The organism is Bradyrhizobium centrolobii (assembly GCF_001641635.1).
GTDB classification, from domain to species: Bacteria; Pseudomonadota; Alphaproteobacteria; order Rhizobiales; family Xanthobacteraceae; genus Bradyrhizobium; species Bradyrhizobium centrolobii.
The window spans coordinates 1-14,126 of the sequence record NZ_LUUB01000125.1 but is presented as its reverse complement, the minus strand read 5'-3'; the positions used below and the strand labels follow the sequence as shown (position 1 = coordinate 14,126).

At 62.2% G+C, this 14,126-nt stretch carries 16 protein-coding genes; 7 read left to right on the top strand and 9 right to left on the bottom strand.

Features of this window, described 5'->3' with window-relative positions; all coding sequences use genetic code 11:
• Positions 1–118: 118 nt before the first annotated feature.
• The 3 genes from proS (at position 119) to AYJ54_RS44290 (ending at position 3,504) form a co-directional block, all read left to right on the top strand.
• The gene (proS, locus tag AYJ54_RS44300; RefSeq protein ID WP_063708783.1) at positions 119–1,438 is read left to right on the top strand and encodes a proline--tRNA ligase; all 1,320 of its coding nucleotides are present in this window, start codon (positions 119–121) and stop codon (positions 1,436–1,438) included.
• 73 nt (positions 1,439–1,511) lie between these two features.
• Positions 1,512–2,792: a lipoprotein-releasing ABC transporter permease subunit gene (locus tag AYJ54_RS44295; RefSeq protein WP_063708957.1), complete on the top strand. Its 1,281-nt coding sequence runs from the start codon at positions 1,512–1,514 to the stop codon at positions 2,790–2,792.
• A 7-nt stretch (positions 2,793–2,799) separates the two neighbouring features.
• Positions 2,800–3,504 carry an ABC transporter ATP-binding protein gene (locus tag AYJ54_RS44290; protein WP_063708782.1) on the top strand — a complete coding sequence of 235 codons (705 nt, stop codon included), beginning with the start codon at positions 2,800–2,802 and terminating at the stop codon, positions 3,502–3,504.
• Positions 3,505–3,825: 321 nt separating this feature from the next.
• Here AYJ54_RS44290 and AYJ54_RS44285 read toward each other — a convergent pair whose 3' ends face one another.
• Positions 3,826–4,905, bottom strand: a complete 1,080-nt coding sequence (locus AYJ54_RS44285) for a zinc-binding dehydrogenase (RefSeq protein ID WP_063708781.1) — start codon at positions 4,903–4,905, stop codon at positions 3,826–3,828.
• Between the two features lie 108 nt (positions 4,906–5,013).
• Between AYJ54_RS44285 and AYJ54_RS44280 the strand changes: the two genes are divergently transcribed.
• The gene (locus tag AYJ54_RS44280) at positions 5,014–5,787 is read left to right on the top strand and encodes a helix-turn-helix transcriptional regulator (RefSeq protein ID WP_063708780.1); all 774 of its coding nucleotides are present in this window, start codon (positions 5,014–5,016) and stop codon (positions 5,785–5,787) included.
• 60 nt (positions 5,788–5,847) lie between these two features.
• Here AYJ54_RS44280 and AYJ54_RS44275 read toward each other — a convergent pair whose 3' ends face one another.
• From AYJ54_RS44275 to AYJ54_RS44260, 4 genes are all read right to left on the bottom strand, one after another.
• Entirely contained in the window at positions 5,848–6,831 is a 984-nt protein-coding gene (locus AYJ54_RS44275; protein WP_063708779.1) for an NAD-dependent epimerase/dehydratase family protein, read from the bottom strand.
• A gap of 83 nt (positions 6,832–6,914) precedes the next feature.
• A complete protein-coding gene (locus AYJ54_RS44270; RefSeq protein WP_063708778.1) occupies positions 6,915–7,898 on the bottom strand; it encodes an aldo/keto reductase in 984 nt (327 codons plus the stop codon).
• A gap of 13 nt (positions 7,899–7,911) precedes the next feature.
• A complete protein-coding gene (locus tag AYJ54_RS44265) occupies positions 7,912–8,928 on the bottom strand; it encodes a zinc-dependent alcohol dehydrogenase family protein (protein WP_063708777.1) in 1,017 nt (338 codons plus the stop codon).
• A 54-nt stretch (positions 8,929–8,982) separates the two neighbouring features.
• Positions 8,983–9,384 carry a (R)-mandelonitrile lyase gene (locus AYJ54_RS44260; protein ID WP_063708776.1) on the bottom strand — a complete coding sequence of 134 codons (402 nt, stop codon included), beginning with the start codon at positions 9,382–9,384 and terminating at the stop codon, positions 8,983–8,985.
• Between the two features lie 95 nt (positions 9,385–9,479).
• Here AYJ54_RS44260 and AYJ54_RS44255 point away from each other — a divergent pair, with 95 nt between their 5' ends.
• A complete protein-coding gene (locus AYJ54_RS44255; RefSeq protein WP_063708775.1) occupies positions 9,480–10,376 on the top strand; it encodes a LysR family transcriptional regulator in 897 nt (298 codons plus the stop codon).
• A gap of 20 nt (positions 10,377–10,396) precedes the next feature.
• Here the strand turns inward: AYJ54_RS44255 and arsC are convergent, their stop codons facing one another.
• The 3 genes from arsC to AYJ54_RS44240 are packed head-to-tail and all read right to left on the bottom strand — an operon-like array spanning position 10,397 to position 11,864.
• On the bottom strand, positions 10,397–10,822 hold the full coding sequence (arsC, locus tag AYJ54_RS44250) for an arsenate reductase (glutaredoxin) (protein ID WP_063708774.1): 426 nt from the start codon (positions 10,820–10,822) through the stop codon (positions 10,397–10,399).
• Positions 10,819–11,505 (bottom strand): aquaporin, encoded by a 687-nt coding sequence (locus tag AYJ54_RS44245; RefSeq protein ID WP_063708773.1) that lies wholly within the window; start codon positions 11,503–11,505, stop codon positions 10,819–10,821. Before AYJ54_RS44245 ends, arsC begins: the two co-directional genes overlap by 4 nt.
• Positions 11,505–11,864: an ArsR/SmtB family transcription factor gene (locus AYJ54_RS44240; RefSeq protein ID WP_063708772.1), complete on the bottom strand. Its 360-nt coding sequence runs from the start codon at positions 11,862–11,864 to the stop codon at positions 11,505–11,507. The genes AYJ54_RS44245 and AYJ54_RS44240 overlap by 1 nt, the downstream gene beginning before the upstream one ends.
• A gap of 49 nt (positions 11,865–11,913) precedes the next feature.
• On the opposite strand from AYJ54_RS44240, the gene AYJ54_RS44235 reads away from it, so the two are divergent.
• A complete protein-coding gene (locus AYJ54_RS44235) occupies positions 11,914–12,441 on the top strand; it encodes a DUF6428 family protein (protein WP_063708771.1) in 528 nt (175 codons plus the stop codon).
• Between the two features lie 293 nt (positions 12,442–12,734).
• On the opposite strand, the gene AYJ54_RS44230 is transcribed toward AYJ54_RS44235, so the two are convergent.
• Positions 12,735–13,643 (bottom strand): class I SAM-dependent methyltransferase, encoded by a 909-nt coding sequence (locus AYJ54_RS44230; RefSeq protein WP_082906138.1) that lies wholly within the window; start codon positions 13,641–13,643, stop codon positions 12,735–12,737.
• Between the two features lie 233 nt (positions 13,644–13,876).
• Between AYJ54_RS44230 and AYJ54_RS44225 the strand changes: the two genes are divergently transcribed.
• Positions 13,877–14,126 (top strand): hypothetical protein (locus AYJ54_RS44225; RefSeq protein WP_136624354.1); only part of this gene is annotated, 250 nt, incomplete at its 3' end.

Below are 14,126 nucleotides of genomic sequence, written 5' to 3'. Positions count from 1 at the left end.
TCGACGGAAAAATGATAGGAATTTCGTTGCTTTAGCAGCTTTTCCTCATTCCCGGTCTTGTGTTTTCGCTCCCAATCCGGTTTCACTGCAACCCCTCACTGATTCTTCGAGTGTCTCCATGCGGTTGTCGCGGTTCTTTCTGCCCATCCTGAAGGAAAATCCGAAAGAGGCGGAGATCGTCTCGCATCGTCTGATGCTGCGCGCCGGCATGATCCGGCAGGAGGCGGCCGGCATCTATGCCTGGCTGCCGCTCGGCTTCCGCGTGCTGAAGAAGATCGAGCGGATCGTGCGCGAGGAGCAGGACCGCTCCGGCGCGCTGGAACTCCTGATGCCGACGCTCCAGCTTGCCGACCTCTGGCGCGAGAGCGGCCGCTACGACGCCTATGGTCCGGAGATGCTGCGCATCGCCGACCGCCACAAGCGCGAGCTCCTGTATGGGCCGACCAACGAGGAAATGATCACCGAGATCTTCCGCGCCTACGTGAAGTCGTACAAGAACCTTCCGCTCAATCTCTATCATATCCAATGGAAATTCCGCGACGAGCAGCGTCCGCGCTTCGGCGTGATGCGTGGCCGCGAATTCCTGATGAAGGACGCCTATTCATTCGACCTCAGCGAGGCGGGCGCGCGCGTCGCCTACAACAAGATGTTCGTCGCGTATTTGCGCACCTTCGCGCGGATGGGGCTGAAGGCGATCCCGATGCGCGCCGAGACCGGCCCGATCGGCGGCGATCTCAGCCACGAGTTCATCGTGCTCGCCGAAACCGGCGAATCCGGCGTCTTCATCAATCGTGACGTGCTGGATCTGCCGGTGCCGGGCGAGGACGTCGACTATGACGGCGACCTGACGCCGATCATCAAGCAATGGACCTCGCTCTATGCCGCGACCGAGGACGTCCATGATGCCGCGCGCTTCGAGCGGGAAGTGCCCGAGGGCAAGCGGCTCGACACCCGCGGCATCGAGGTCGGCCAGATCTTCTATTTCGGCACGAAATATTCCGAGCCGATGAAGGCGCTGGTAGCGGGTCCGGACGGCGTCGACGTGCCGATCCATGGCGGCTCCTACGGCGTCGGTGTCTCCCGCCTGCTCGGCGCCATCATCGAGGCCTGCCATGACGACGCCGGCATCAAATGGCCGGAGGCGGTGGCGCCGTTCCGCGCCGTCGTGCTGAACCTCAAGCAGGGCGATGCCGCGGTCGATGCGGCCTGCGAGAAGTTCTATGCCGAGCTCAGCGCCAAGGGCGTCGACGTGCTCTACGACGACACCGACCAGCGCGCCGGCGCCAAATTCGCCGCCGCCGATCTGATCGGCATTCCCTGGCAGATCATGATCGGGCCGAAGGGGCTCGCCGACGGCAAGGTCGAGGTCAAGCGGCGCAGCGACGGTGCCCGCGAGACCATGTCGCCGGCCGATGCGGTCGCTCGCCTGGTCGGCTGAATATTGTTCATCGCGCGATGTCGAGGCCGCCAATCCGGCCACAATTGACCCCGAATCATGGGATTATCGAGCGATGGATGAGACCATGACCGAACACGTGAAAACCGCGCCTTTCGCGCCATTTGAGTGGATGCTGTCGGCGCGTTACCTGCGGGCGCGCCGCAAGGAGGGATTCATCTCGGTCATCGCCGGGTTCTCCTTTCTCGGCATCATGCTCGGCGTCGCCACGCTGATCATCGTCATGGCCGTGATGAACGGCTTCCGCAAAGAGCTGCTCGACAAGATCCTGGGCCTCAACGGCCATATCCTGGTCCAGCCGCTGGAATCGCCGCTGACCGACTGGAAAGACGTGGCCGAGCGCATCAGCCAGGTGGACGGCATCCGCCTCGCAGCCCCGGTGGTTGATGGCCAGGCCTTGGCGTCCTCGCCATGGAATGCCTCGGGCGTGCTGGTCCGCGGCATCCGTTCCGACGACCTGAACAACCTCACCTCGATCGCCAAGAACATCAAGCAGGGCTCGCTCGAGGGCTTTGACGAAGGGCAGGGCGTGGCGATCGGCCGGCGCCTCGCCGACCAGCTGTCGCTGCATGCCGGCGACAGCATCACGCTGGTTGCGCCGAAGGGCGCGGTGACGCCGATGGGCACGACGCCGCGCATCAAGCCCTACAAGATCGTCGCCGTGTTCGAGATCGGCATGTCCGAATACGATCTCGGCTTCGTGTTCATGCCGCTCGCCGAAGCGCAGGCCTATTTCAACCGCAGCAACGACGTCACCTCGATCGAGGTGTTCACCACCAATCCCGACCGCATCGACGCGTTCCGCAAATCCGTGACGGAGGCGGCGGGCCGCCCGGTGTTCCTGGTCGACTGGCGGCAGCGCAACTCGACCTTCTTCAACGCGCTCCAGGTCGAGCGCAACGTGATGTTCCTGATCCTGACCATGATCGTGCTGGTCGCGGCGCTGAACATCGTTTCCGGCCTGATCATGCTGGTGAAGGACAAGGGCAGTGACATCGCGATCCTGCGCACGATGGGCGCCTCGCAGGGATCGATCATGCGGATATTCCTGATCACGGGGGCGTCGATCGGCGTGGTCGGCACGCTGGTCGGGTTCATCGTCGGGCTCGTGATCTGCCTGAATATCGAATCGATCCGGCAGTTCCTGTCCTGGCTCACCAGCACCGAGCTGTTCTCGCCGGAGCTCTACTTCCTTTCAAAGCTGCCCGCCGAGATCGACATCGGCGAGACCACGGCGGTCGTCATCATGGCGCTGACGCTGTCGTTCCTGGCGACGCTCTATCCGTCCTGGCGCGCCGCGCGCCTCGATCCTGTCGAAGCGCTCCGGTACGAGTGAGGGGCTGATGGAGCGGCAGCAGGGGGCTGAAGATGTACCGGTCATTTATCTCCACGAGATAAAGCGGCAGTACTTGCAGGGCGAGGCGCCGCTGACCATCCTGGACGGCGCCAAGCTGGCGCTGTGGGCCGGGCAGTCGGTCGCGCTGGTGGCGCCTTCGGGCTCCGGCAAGTCGACGCTGCTGCACATTGCGGGCCTGCTGGAAGCGCCCGATTCCGGCGAGGTCTATGTCGGGGGCGCGCCGACCTCGCAACTGCCCGACATCGAGCGCACCCAGCTTCGCCGCACCGACATCGGCTTCGTCTACCAGTCGCACCGGCTGTTGCCGGAATTCTCGGCGCTCGAGAACGTGATGCTGCCGCAGATGATCCGCGGCCTGAAGAAGTCCGAGAGCGTCAAGCGCGCCAAGGAGATACTGTCCTATCTCGGCCTCGGCGACCGCATCACCCATCGCCCGGCAGAGCTGTCGGGCGGCGAGCAGCAGCGCGTCGCGATCGCGCGCGCTGTTGCGAACGCGCCGCGGGTGCTGCTCGCGGACGAGCCGACCGGCAATCTCGATCCGCACACGGCGGATCACGTCTTCCAGGCCCTGATGCAGCTCGTCAAGGCCACCCGCGTCTCGATGTTGATCGCCACCCACAACATGGAGCTCGCCGGCCGCATGGACCGGCGTGTTTCGCTCTCCAACGGCCAGGTGGTCGAGCTCGAGTAACCAAGCCGCAAAGGCCATTGCTTGAATCGGACCGCGGGCTTGGTTCACCTCTCCCCAGCGGGGAGAGGTCGATTTGCGCCAGCAAATCGGGTGAGGGGGCGCTGCACCAACGTGAGACCGTAAACCCTCACCCGGCGCTACGCGCCGACCTCTCCCAAGGGAGAGGTGAATTCCCGATGCCGCGACAGGTCCATCCCAAACCAAAAATCTCGAAAACAACCCCATGCAAAGTAGCCGGCCTCCGCCGGGGGGGTGCCTGCGAGCCATTTGATCTACCGTGCATAACAGCGGCGAGTGCGCATCAGGCAGCCGGCTGGCGGATTACGGCCGGATCACCGTCATTTTGAATGGGCCTCCGTTCGCAGCCGCATAGGCCACGGCGTCATTGGCATGATCGAGGTCGAAGGCCTTCACCTCGTAATCGTCGAGCCGCAGCAGCCCCGAACGCACCAGCGCGATCAGCCGCGCGGCCGCATCCGGCGGATACATCCATACGCCATGGATCGTGATGCAGTTGCGCATGATCCAGGGGTAGGGCAGGTCAAGTCCGGCGCCGCCCGCCATGCCGACGCCGCCCATCAGCACGACGCGTCCATAGGGGCGCACGGTCATGATCGCGGCGCGCACCACCGTCGTGCTGACCGACGGCGGCATGATGTCGAAGACACAATCGATCGGCCCGGCGGCTGCGCGCTTCATCTGCTCGCGGTCATTGCTTTCGTCGCCCGAGAGCTTCACGGTGCGCACCCGCTCGCCGAAGCGGCGGACGAGATCGGCCAGGATCCTCTCGTTGCGGCCGGGTGCGATGACGCGGGCCGCTCCCATCGCCAGCGCCACCGACACGGCCGCGCTGCCGAAATTGCCGGTGGCACCGCTCACCAGCACGGTCTCGCCAGGCTGAAGCTTCGCCGCGAGGAAGCCCCCATAGGGAACGAGCAGCGTTCCCAGCGCGCACCATCGGCTGGCTTCGTCGGCCGTAATCGCGCCGAGACGTTTGACGTTTTCGGTCGGCACCCGCATCTGCTCGGCAAACGAGCCGTGGCGAAAGTGCTTCTGCAAAAGCATCCCGCCGGCATCGCGCGCGCTCAGGCCCTGGAGCGTGATATCGGGCGAGACGGCGTCATCGCGCGAGCGCACCGTCGGATCGCAGAACACCCAGTCGCCCACGGAAAGCTTCGTCGCATCGGGTCCGATCGCGCGCACCCGGCCGATACCGCCCGGTCCCGGGATAACCGGCAGATCCAGCGCGTAGTTGCGCTCACCGCTGAAGACCTCGTTCATGTAGGACAGCACGCGCGTGGCGGCGACGTCGATGATGACCTCACCGGTGCCGAGCACCGGTTCCGGGACGTTCTCGATGACGAGTTGCGATCCAAAGGATTTGAGCACGGCAGCTTTCATGGCATCACCTCATATTCGGGTGAAGCGCATATGCGCCCGCCTTGAACGGGCAGGAAGGCCTGGTATTATCCTAGTATTCTCTGGACCCTCCATCGCAGGGAGCAAGCCATGGCTGATCCTCGGCGCGTCGAATTCGGCGATTTCCTCAGGTCACGCCGCGAGAAGCTGTCGCCGAAGGCGGTCGGGCTTCCCGCAGGACGGCGGCGTCGCACCGCTGGCCTGCGCCGCGAGGAGGTCGCGCAGCTCGCCGGCATCGGCGTCGATTGGTACATCCGCCTGGAGCAGGGCCGCACCGTCAGCCCGTCGGTCACCACCGTCGACGCGCTTGCCCGCGCGCTGCGCCTCAGCAAGACCGAGCACGCACATCTGAAGGCGCTTGCGCGCGACGGCGCGAGGGGCGCATTCGTGCCCGAGACCGTGCCGCCGCCCATCCGGCGGATGATCGAGAGCCTGAAGCAGCCGGCCTACATCACCGGGCGGCGCTGGGACGTGCTGGCCTGGAACGACGCCGCCGAGGAGGTTTTTGCGTTCGGGCAGTTGCGAGAGGAGGATCGCAATACGCTGCTCCTCGTGATGACGAACAAGCAGACGCGAAAATTCTATGGCGCGAGCTGGACCGACGTCGCCAAGAGCATGGTCGCGATGTTTCGCGCCACCCATGACGTGTGGGCCGGCGATCCCGCCTTCACCGAATTGCTGACGCGGCTACGCCAGGGCAGTCCGGAGTTCGTCAAATGGTGGGAGGCGCACGAGATCCGCAGCACCGCCTCGGGCCTCAAGACCATGAACCATCCGACCAAGGGCCTGCTCCGGTTCGAGCACACGAGCTTTCAGGCCAATGACGATCCCGCGCTGAAGCTCGTGATCTACACGCCGGTGTAGAACACAAAGGCGAGCAACACTGCTTGTGACCCAAGATGGACGCGGTGACCGTATCGCGAACTACTCGCTTCTACCGGAGCCTGGGGCATCCGGAGCATGAACTTTCCCGCAAGCTATAAGTGCTTGTAACGACTCGCGCACGGCCTCGAAGCTCGTGTAACGCGGCCTATAGTCGAGACGCCGACGGCTTTTCTCAATCGAGTGGCAGGAGCTTCGGGTGATGTGACCGCGAGTATTCTCTGCCCAATCCCCGAGACCGCGTATCCACTCGTCGAACGGCTTGAACGAAATGCGAGGCTCTTTCCCGAACCAGCGATAGACGGTCGCCGCGTAACCTTTCAGGGTGACGGCTTGCTCGGACACCGTATTGAAGACCTCGCCGACGGAGGCCGCTCGATTTTCAATTGCGCGGACAATCCATTGCGCAACGTCATCGGCATGAACATGGTGAACCATCTCGAGCCCGAGGTTTGGAAGGACCAGCTCGTCACCACGCGCGATCAACGAAAAGATCTCCGGATCAGCGTTGCCGATGGGATTGATCGGGACCCACCCCTCGCCGACGATATGGCCAGGTCGGAAGCACGTTGCCGGAAAACCGGTAAGACGTGCCTGTCGCAAGAGCCATGCTTCGCTCTCCGCCTTGCCCCTGCCGTAAGTATCGATGGGATTGGGTGGGTCCGCCTCAGTCGAGGGGACCGAGAACAGGCGGCCATATACCCAGATTGAGCTACAAAACAGATAATGCTCCACCTTTCCACGCAGCGCTTCAACAAGCTGCTGTGTGCTGGGCAAATCGAACGATATCATGTCCACCACGATATCGGGCTTCAGAGCGGCGATCTTTGTGCCGAACTGTCCCTTCTTCTCTTCCGCCGCGCGGTCCAGCGTTATGTTCTCGATTGAACTCCAGGCAAGGTGAGGACGATAGGGCGCAGCAGTGCCACGGCTGACATTGATGACTTCATACCCTCGTTCCACAAGTGCAGGCACCAGGTACGTCCCAACGTGGCCGCTGCCGCCGATCACAACAACGCGCGACATGCAAGTTCTCCAAGGTGCCATCAGCGATTACAGTTCCGAAGAAAACTTCATGGTTCAACGGTGATCTATTCGCTGGGCCATGGCTACCGGCCCACTTTCGCTTGCAGGTGTGGCGGATAGCGGTCACCTTGCACGGTAATGCCGGATAGGGCGTGTTCGATCTCGCGCAGCTCACTTGGAGTCAGCTCGATCGACGCAGCACCGACATTCTCCTCAAGCCGGTTCAACTTGGTCGTACCAGGGATGGGCGCGATCCAGGGCTTTTGCGCCAGCAACCAAGCGAGCGCGATCTGTGCCTGCGACACGCGCTTGGCGGCCGCAATCCGTCCGAGGGCTTCGACCAGAGCTTGATTTGCCTTGCGGTTCTCTTCCGAGAAGCGTGGCACGACGTTGCGGAAATCGTTCTTGTCGAAGCTGGTTTCCGCATTGATTGCGCCGGTCAAAAAACCTTTGCCAAGTGGGCTGAAGGGCACAAAGCCGATGCCCAGCTCTTCCAGGAGCGGCAGGATTTCCTTCTCGGGCTCGCGCCACCACAGCGAATATTCGCTTTGCAGGGCTGCTAGGGGCTGCGCGGCATGTGCGCGGCGGATCGATGCGGCACCGGCCTCCGACATGCCGAAGTGCTTGACCTTGCCAGCGGCAATCAGGTCCTTGACCGCTCCGGCTACGTCTTCGATCGGCACTCTCGTGTCGACGCGATGCTGATAGAACAGATCGATGTGGTCCGTCTTCAACCGCTTCAAGGCGGCATCGGCAACCTCGCGGATGCGTTCAGGACGACTGTCCTGCCCCTCGCTAACCACGGCGTTTCGGAATCCGAATTTCGTGGCGATCACGACTTGGTCGCGGATCGGCTTGAGTGCTTCTCCAAGCAATTCCTCGTTGAGAAATGGACCGTAAGCCTCCGCTGTGTCGAAAAAGGTAACGCCGCGTTCGAATGCCGACCTTATGAGGCGGATCGCCGCTTCCTTGTCTGTTGCGGGGCCGTATCCATAGCTCAAGCCCATGCAGCCTAGCCCGATAGCCGAGACTTCAAGGCCGCTTTTGCCAAGTGCACGTTTTTGCATTGTCTGATCCTCCCTACACGCTAAGCAAGACCTTGATGGCGCGTCGTTCATCCATCGCCCGGTAGCCCTCGGCGACGTCGGCGAGCGGTAGTTCGAGGTCAAACACCTTGCCTGGATTGATCTTGCGCTCGAGGACCAGGTCCATCAGGTGCGGCAGGAATCTGCGCACCGGAGCCGGACCGCCCAACAGGCCTTTTTGCGAGAAGAAGAGCTCTTGGCCGTCAAACTCGACGCCATGCGGGACGCCGACATAGCCGATCATCGAACCAGGGCGCGCGCATGCGAGTGCCTGCGCCATTGACTCCTTCGTGCCGACGCACTCCAGGACCGAATCCGCGCCCACGCCTTTGGTCATATCCTTGATTGTGGCGATGCCTTCTTCGCCGCGCTCCGACACGATGTCCGTCGCGCCGTATTCGAGCGCGAGATCCTGTCGGGTCTTGTGGCGGCTCATCGCGATGATGCGGGCCGCGCCCATCTGCTTGGCAGAAAGGATGCCCATCAGGCCAACCGCACCGTCCCCGACGACGACGACGGTTGAGCCCGGCTGCACGCGCGCGGCGTCGGCTGCATACCAGCCGGTGCCGAGCACGTCCGACGTCGCAAGAAGACTCGGGATCAGGTCTGCCGACGGCATCTCGGCCGTGGCGACCAGCGTTCCGTCAGCCAACGGGATGCGAGCCAGCGGTGCCTGTGCGCCGGTCATGAACTCGCGCCGTTCGCAGGATGACTGGAAGCCGAAACGACAGTGGGGGCAGGTATTGTCTGAGAGGCAGAATGAGCCGACGACGAACTGTCCGGGTCGCACGTTTCTGACGGCGCTACCGACTTCCTCCACGACACCGCAGTATTCGTGGCCCATCGCCATGGGCTCGTTCGTTTCGTTCAGACCCCGGTACGGCCAAAGGTCGGACCCGCAGATACAGGTGGCGGACAGGCGGATGATGGCGTCTGTAGGCTTGAGGAGTTTGGGTTCGGGTACTTCCTCGCAACGGACGTCGCGAGGACCACGTAAGATGGTGCCTAGCATGTGTCGTTCTTCTATTGGTTGCTTGCTTCTATTGGTTGCTTGTCTTCGACGTGATCAGCGACCGGCCAAATCTTGTTCGTCCGTCACCTTCTCCAGCCAATCGACCGGGCTACCGTTGAGCTTCTCGGCGATCGCGATGTGGGTCATGGCCGTGGTGGGAGTGGCGCCGTGCCAGTGCTTTTCGCCTGGCGCGAACCAGACGATGTCGCCGGGCCTGATCTGTTCGATCGGCCCGCCCTCGCGCTGCACCCAGCCGAGCCCTGACGTCACGATCAGCGTCTGGCCGAGCGGGTGTGTGTGCCAGGCTGTCCGCGCGCCCGGCTCGAAGGTGACGGTCGCGCCGCTTACGCGCGCGGGGGCCTCTCCGGCGAACGACGCGTCGATCCGCACTGTTCCGGTGAAGTATTCGGCCGGGCCCCTTGCCGAGGCCTGCGAGCCGCTTCGTTTGATCTCCATGATGGGCCCTCCTGGTAACGAGACCCGAAATAATGCATGCACGATCGTGCGATTAGACGCTAAAATCGGAATGAACTTATAAGGTGATTTAATGAATGGCTCGGATCGACCTCAATGACATCACCGCTTTTTTAGCGGTTGCGCGGGCAGGCAGCTTCACCAAGGCCGCGGCCAAGCTGGGAGTCTCACAGTCGGCGCTGAGCCAGACCATTCGCAACCTGGAGGCCCGTCTGGGCCTGCGCTTGCTGACGCGCACCACGCGCAACGTCTCGCCGACCGAGGCAGGCGAGCGGTTGCTCGATTCCGTGGGGCCGAGACTGGAGGAAGTTGAAGCCGAACTGGCCGCGCTGAGTGCCTTGCGCGACAAGCCTGCTGGCACGGTCCGCATTGCGTCCGGCGAGCACGCAGCCGATCTGATTCTCTGGCCGGTCATTCATAAGCTCTTGCCGCACTATCCAGACATCACAGTTGAGATCATCGTCGACAACGGACTGACCGATATCGTGGCGGAACGGCTTGATGCGGGCGTGAGGCTCGGTGAACAGGTCGCCAAGGACATGGTCGCGGTACGGATCGGGCCGGACTTGCGGATGGCGGTGATCGGGGCGCCGAGCTACTTCGAAGGACGCAAACGGCCGCAGACGCCGCAGGACTTAACGAACCACAATTGCATCAATTTGCGCCTGCCCACGGCAGGTGGGCTTTACGCTTGGGAATTCGAGAAAAACGGTCGCGAACTCAGGGTGCGGGTTGAAGGCCAGCTTGTCTTCAACAGCGCGGCGATGAACGTCCAAGCAGCCCTGGCCGGAGACGGACTGGCCTTCGTTCCCGAGGACCGGGTACGTGAGCATATTGATGCTGGCCGCCTTATCCGCGTGCTGGGGGACTGGTGTCCCCCGTTCGCTGGATTCCATCTCTACTATCCGAGCCGCCGACAGCCCGCGCCTGCCTTCGCTGTTCTCGTGGATGCGTTGCGCTATCGCGGACCGTAGCAATGGTCAATGCAAAGAGCTCATCCGGGACGGCGATCGCTGGACTTTGATGGTACCACCTTGCCGTCTTCCTTCACGAATTGCCCGATCTCGGCATTGGTCAGAAGATCCAGCACGGCCTCAGACGGCCGGCAGAGCTTCACGCCTTTGGGCGTGACCACAATGGGCCGGTTGATGAGGATCGGATGCGCCATCATGAAATCAATCAGCTCGGCGTCGCTCCATTTTGGATTGGCAAGATCAAGAGCGGCATACGGTGTACCCTTTTCGCGGAGCAGCGCGCGGGGGCTGATCCCCATTGTGGTGATCAACGCGACCAGCCGTTCGCGCGTCGGCGGATTCTTGAGATACTCGATTATCTCTGGCTCTTCCCCGCTCTGGCGGATCATCGCAAGCGTGTTGCGGGACGTTCCGCAGTCGGGATTGTGGTAGATCGTGATAGTCATCGGATTGCCTCCGCTTTTGGCTCTGCGCCGCGCAGGAGCCACGTCATCACTGCCAGCGCGACGAAAGCACCGAACATTTCGGCGACGATAAATCCCGGAAGATCCTGCGGGCGGATGCCGGAAAAGGTGTTGGTGAAAGATCGCGCTATGGCTACCGCCGGATTGGCGAAAGACGTGGAGGCGGTGAACCAGTAAGCGGCCGTGATGTAAAGTCCGACCAGCCACGGGACCGCGGCCTCACGAAATCGCAACCCGCCGAGGATCGTAGCGACCAACCCGAACGCTGCCACGGCTTCCGCCAGCCACTGAGGAAAGCCCGTCCGTGCCTTTGAGGAAAATTCCATGAGAGGCAGGCCGAACATGGCGTGCGCAACGACCGCCCCTAAAATCCCGCCAAGCACCTGCGCAACGACATACTGCGCCGCGTGCGGCGGCCGTAGCGCGCCCCTGAACATGAATACGAGGGTGACGGCCGGATTGAAGTGCGCTCCTGATATCGGCCCCAAGACCGTGATAAGCACGACCAGGATTGCACCGGTCGGAAGTGTGTTGCCGAGCAGCGCCAGCGCCACGTCCTTGGTCAGTGTTTCGGCCATGATGCCCGAGCCCACAACGGTCGCGACCAGAAGCAACGTGCCGAGGCCTTCGGCCACAAGACGCCGTGGCAGATCGAAGTCCTGCATCAGGCGTGCGCCCTTTTCTTTTTCGCGGAAGGCCCACACGGAGCATCGGCGAGCGCTGGTGCGCAGATTTCCGGATGGCCCGCGCAGCAATCTTTCATCAGAAACGCGATAAGATCGCGCAAGCCGGCGAAGTCCGCCGAGTAAATGATGGAGCGCGCCTCGCGGCGCGGCACGATCATGCCTGCGTGCTCTAGGTCCTTGAGATGGAACGACACATTGGATGGCGACACGTCGACCGCCTCAGCAATCGCTCCCGCCGCCATCCCCTCAGGGCCGGCCTGGACAAGTAACCGCACGATGCGCAGCCGCGTCTCCTGTGACAGCGCGGCGAACGCGGTTCGGGCTTGACGCTCCTCCATCTTTCGATAATCCTATAATTCAATAATCATTGAAATGAGGATAGCAGCCATGACGTTGCTTGCCAATACCCGCTCGACGGTCGGCGCCTTGCTGCCAGTCGAAGAATTGTCATCCGCGGCGCTCCTCGGCAATCTGGATGCGCACAAGGAAAAAGCCCTCATCTTCAACTACGACGGTAGGGACGTCCGTCCCAGCTATCACGTCACAGAGGTCAAGGCCGGCTCCTTCAAGGCACTTGATTGCGGCGCCAACGCGGAAAGCTGGAGCGAGACCTTCATTCAGCTCTGGGACATCGAAGAAGAGAACCGAGGCCACATGCCTGCCGGCAAGTTTCTCGCGATCATCCGCAAGGTCGACGAAGCCGTCGGCTTCGATCCACAAGCCAAGCTGACCTTTGAGGTGAGTGACGGCGTACGGCCGATGCAAATCTATCGTGCGGAGCGCATGGACACCGGTGACACCGAGATCCGGGTCTTTCTCTCAGCTCGTCCATCGAGCTGCAAGCCGCGCGACCGATGGCTTCAGGAACAGCAATCATGCTGCACACCGAAAACCAAACAGCCCTGCTGCGGTTGAGGGATGTTTCGGAAGCCACTGCCGAAGGATCAAGGGACATCGTTTGGCCGTTCGTGAGTGCCATGATCCGTGACGTCCGTACATGGCCGCTGGCGAGCTTCGTGACTGCGCTGCTATCAAACGCACAGCGGACCTCGCGCGAGCGTTATGAGCACGCGCCCTAATTGGCGCGCGTTGCCTCGAACCGCGAGCATATCAGCTTTCAGGCCAATGACGATCCCGCGCTGAAGCTCGTGATCTACACGCCGATCTAGCGCGGAGGAACATCGGGGCCAAACGTCAGCTTCCGAGGGCTAAGCGGAAACGCGGCGATCAGCCGGAGCAATACCGCTTGTGCAGAGGCAACATTCTGCGGGCCGTCTCGTCGATTGCCGCGGCGTCGATTCTACGCAGTCTTTTTCGCTCTCAAGGAGTACGACAGCGGAATTCGCGGATATCCCTCGGGAAGATGCCACATTCGTTCGGACGCGGGCACCAGGACCGGCAAACCCCGCCAAGGCAAGACTTCGTGCTCGCGAAACATCGTTATCGTCAGTCCAGCATCGATTAGCCCCGCCGAGGACCGCTGACAGCGAATGAATCCACTCACGGGTGGATTGATGAGACAGGATGGTCGGGTCGCCAGTGTACGTCGTCTCGTTGACGAACCGCAGCGGTATGTCAGCGGGGGTCTGGAAATCGTACGTCGGCGCGAGTCTTCCGTCGGAGTCCTCCAGCACGGCAAATGCCGGATGAGCGTCTGCGAAGTAAAGTTCACCCCCGGGTGCCAGGACGGACGCGATGACCTTCGCCCAGATCGCCATGTGAGGTAGCCAGCAAATAGTTCCCCAAGTCGTGAAGACCAGATCGAACGGGCCCGGCGTCAAGTCCGCAGCCTGATCAACGGTCCCCTGCACGAAATCAGCCTTGATGCCGGTCTCTTCAGACAACCGCCTTGCGATTGCTAGCGCGGAGCCCGAGAAGTCGAGACCCGTCACGGCTGCGCCGCGCCGCGCCAGACAGAACGTGTCCAGACCGATATGGCACTGCAGATGCAGCACGCGCTTGCCGGAAATATCGCCAAGTTCAGCCGATTCGATCGCGTGAAGGGAATCCTCGCCTGCACGAAACCGGTCGAGCATGTAGTCGCCGGTAACGTCCCGGGCGTGTATCGCAGCGCGCTCTTCCCAGTTCTGGAGGTTGATGTCGATGTGGTCGGTCATGGTGACTCTGCGCCCGTCTGCTAGCCGCAGGGCCGAGCAAGCCCAGGATTAGAAGTCGCCTCATGAGGCAAAGCTAGTCCGAATCGCTGACGTGATTGTGGCCTGGATGGTCTTAGCGTTAGCGACATCTAACGTCAGAGAGACGAAGTTGCTTCTGGTCCAACTCAGACCGCTAGGCGAGGGCATCGGGAGATACCCATAAGAGTGACGATGACGTAGCCACCTCCGAAGAGGTGGAAGTCGTTGATCCGCGTCATCCGCTTTATGGCCGGCGCTATCGATTGATCTCGATCGGCAAGGAGACGACCACGCGTGGAGCGTGCAAGGAGCTCTTTGCGCGTGTACATTATCGATTCGGTCTCACGCTTCTTCTGCCGCTCGGGGTGACGAATCTTGAGCGGAACGGCTTGCCGTGCGCCGCGCCGACCAAGCTGAGCCTCGACGCGCTGCAGGACTTAATCGCGTTGGCCGAAGAGAGCGGGG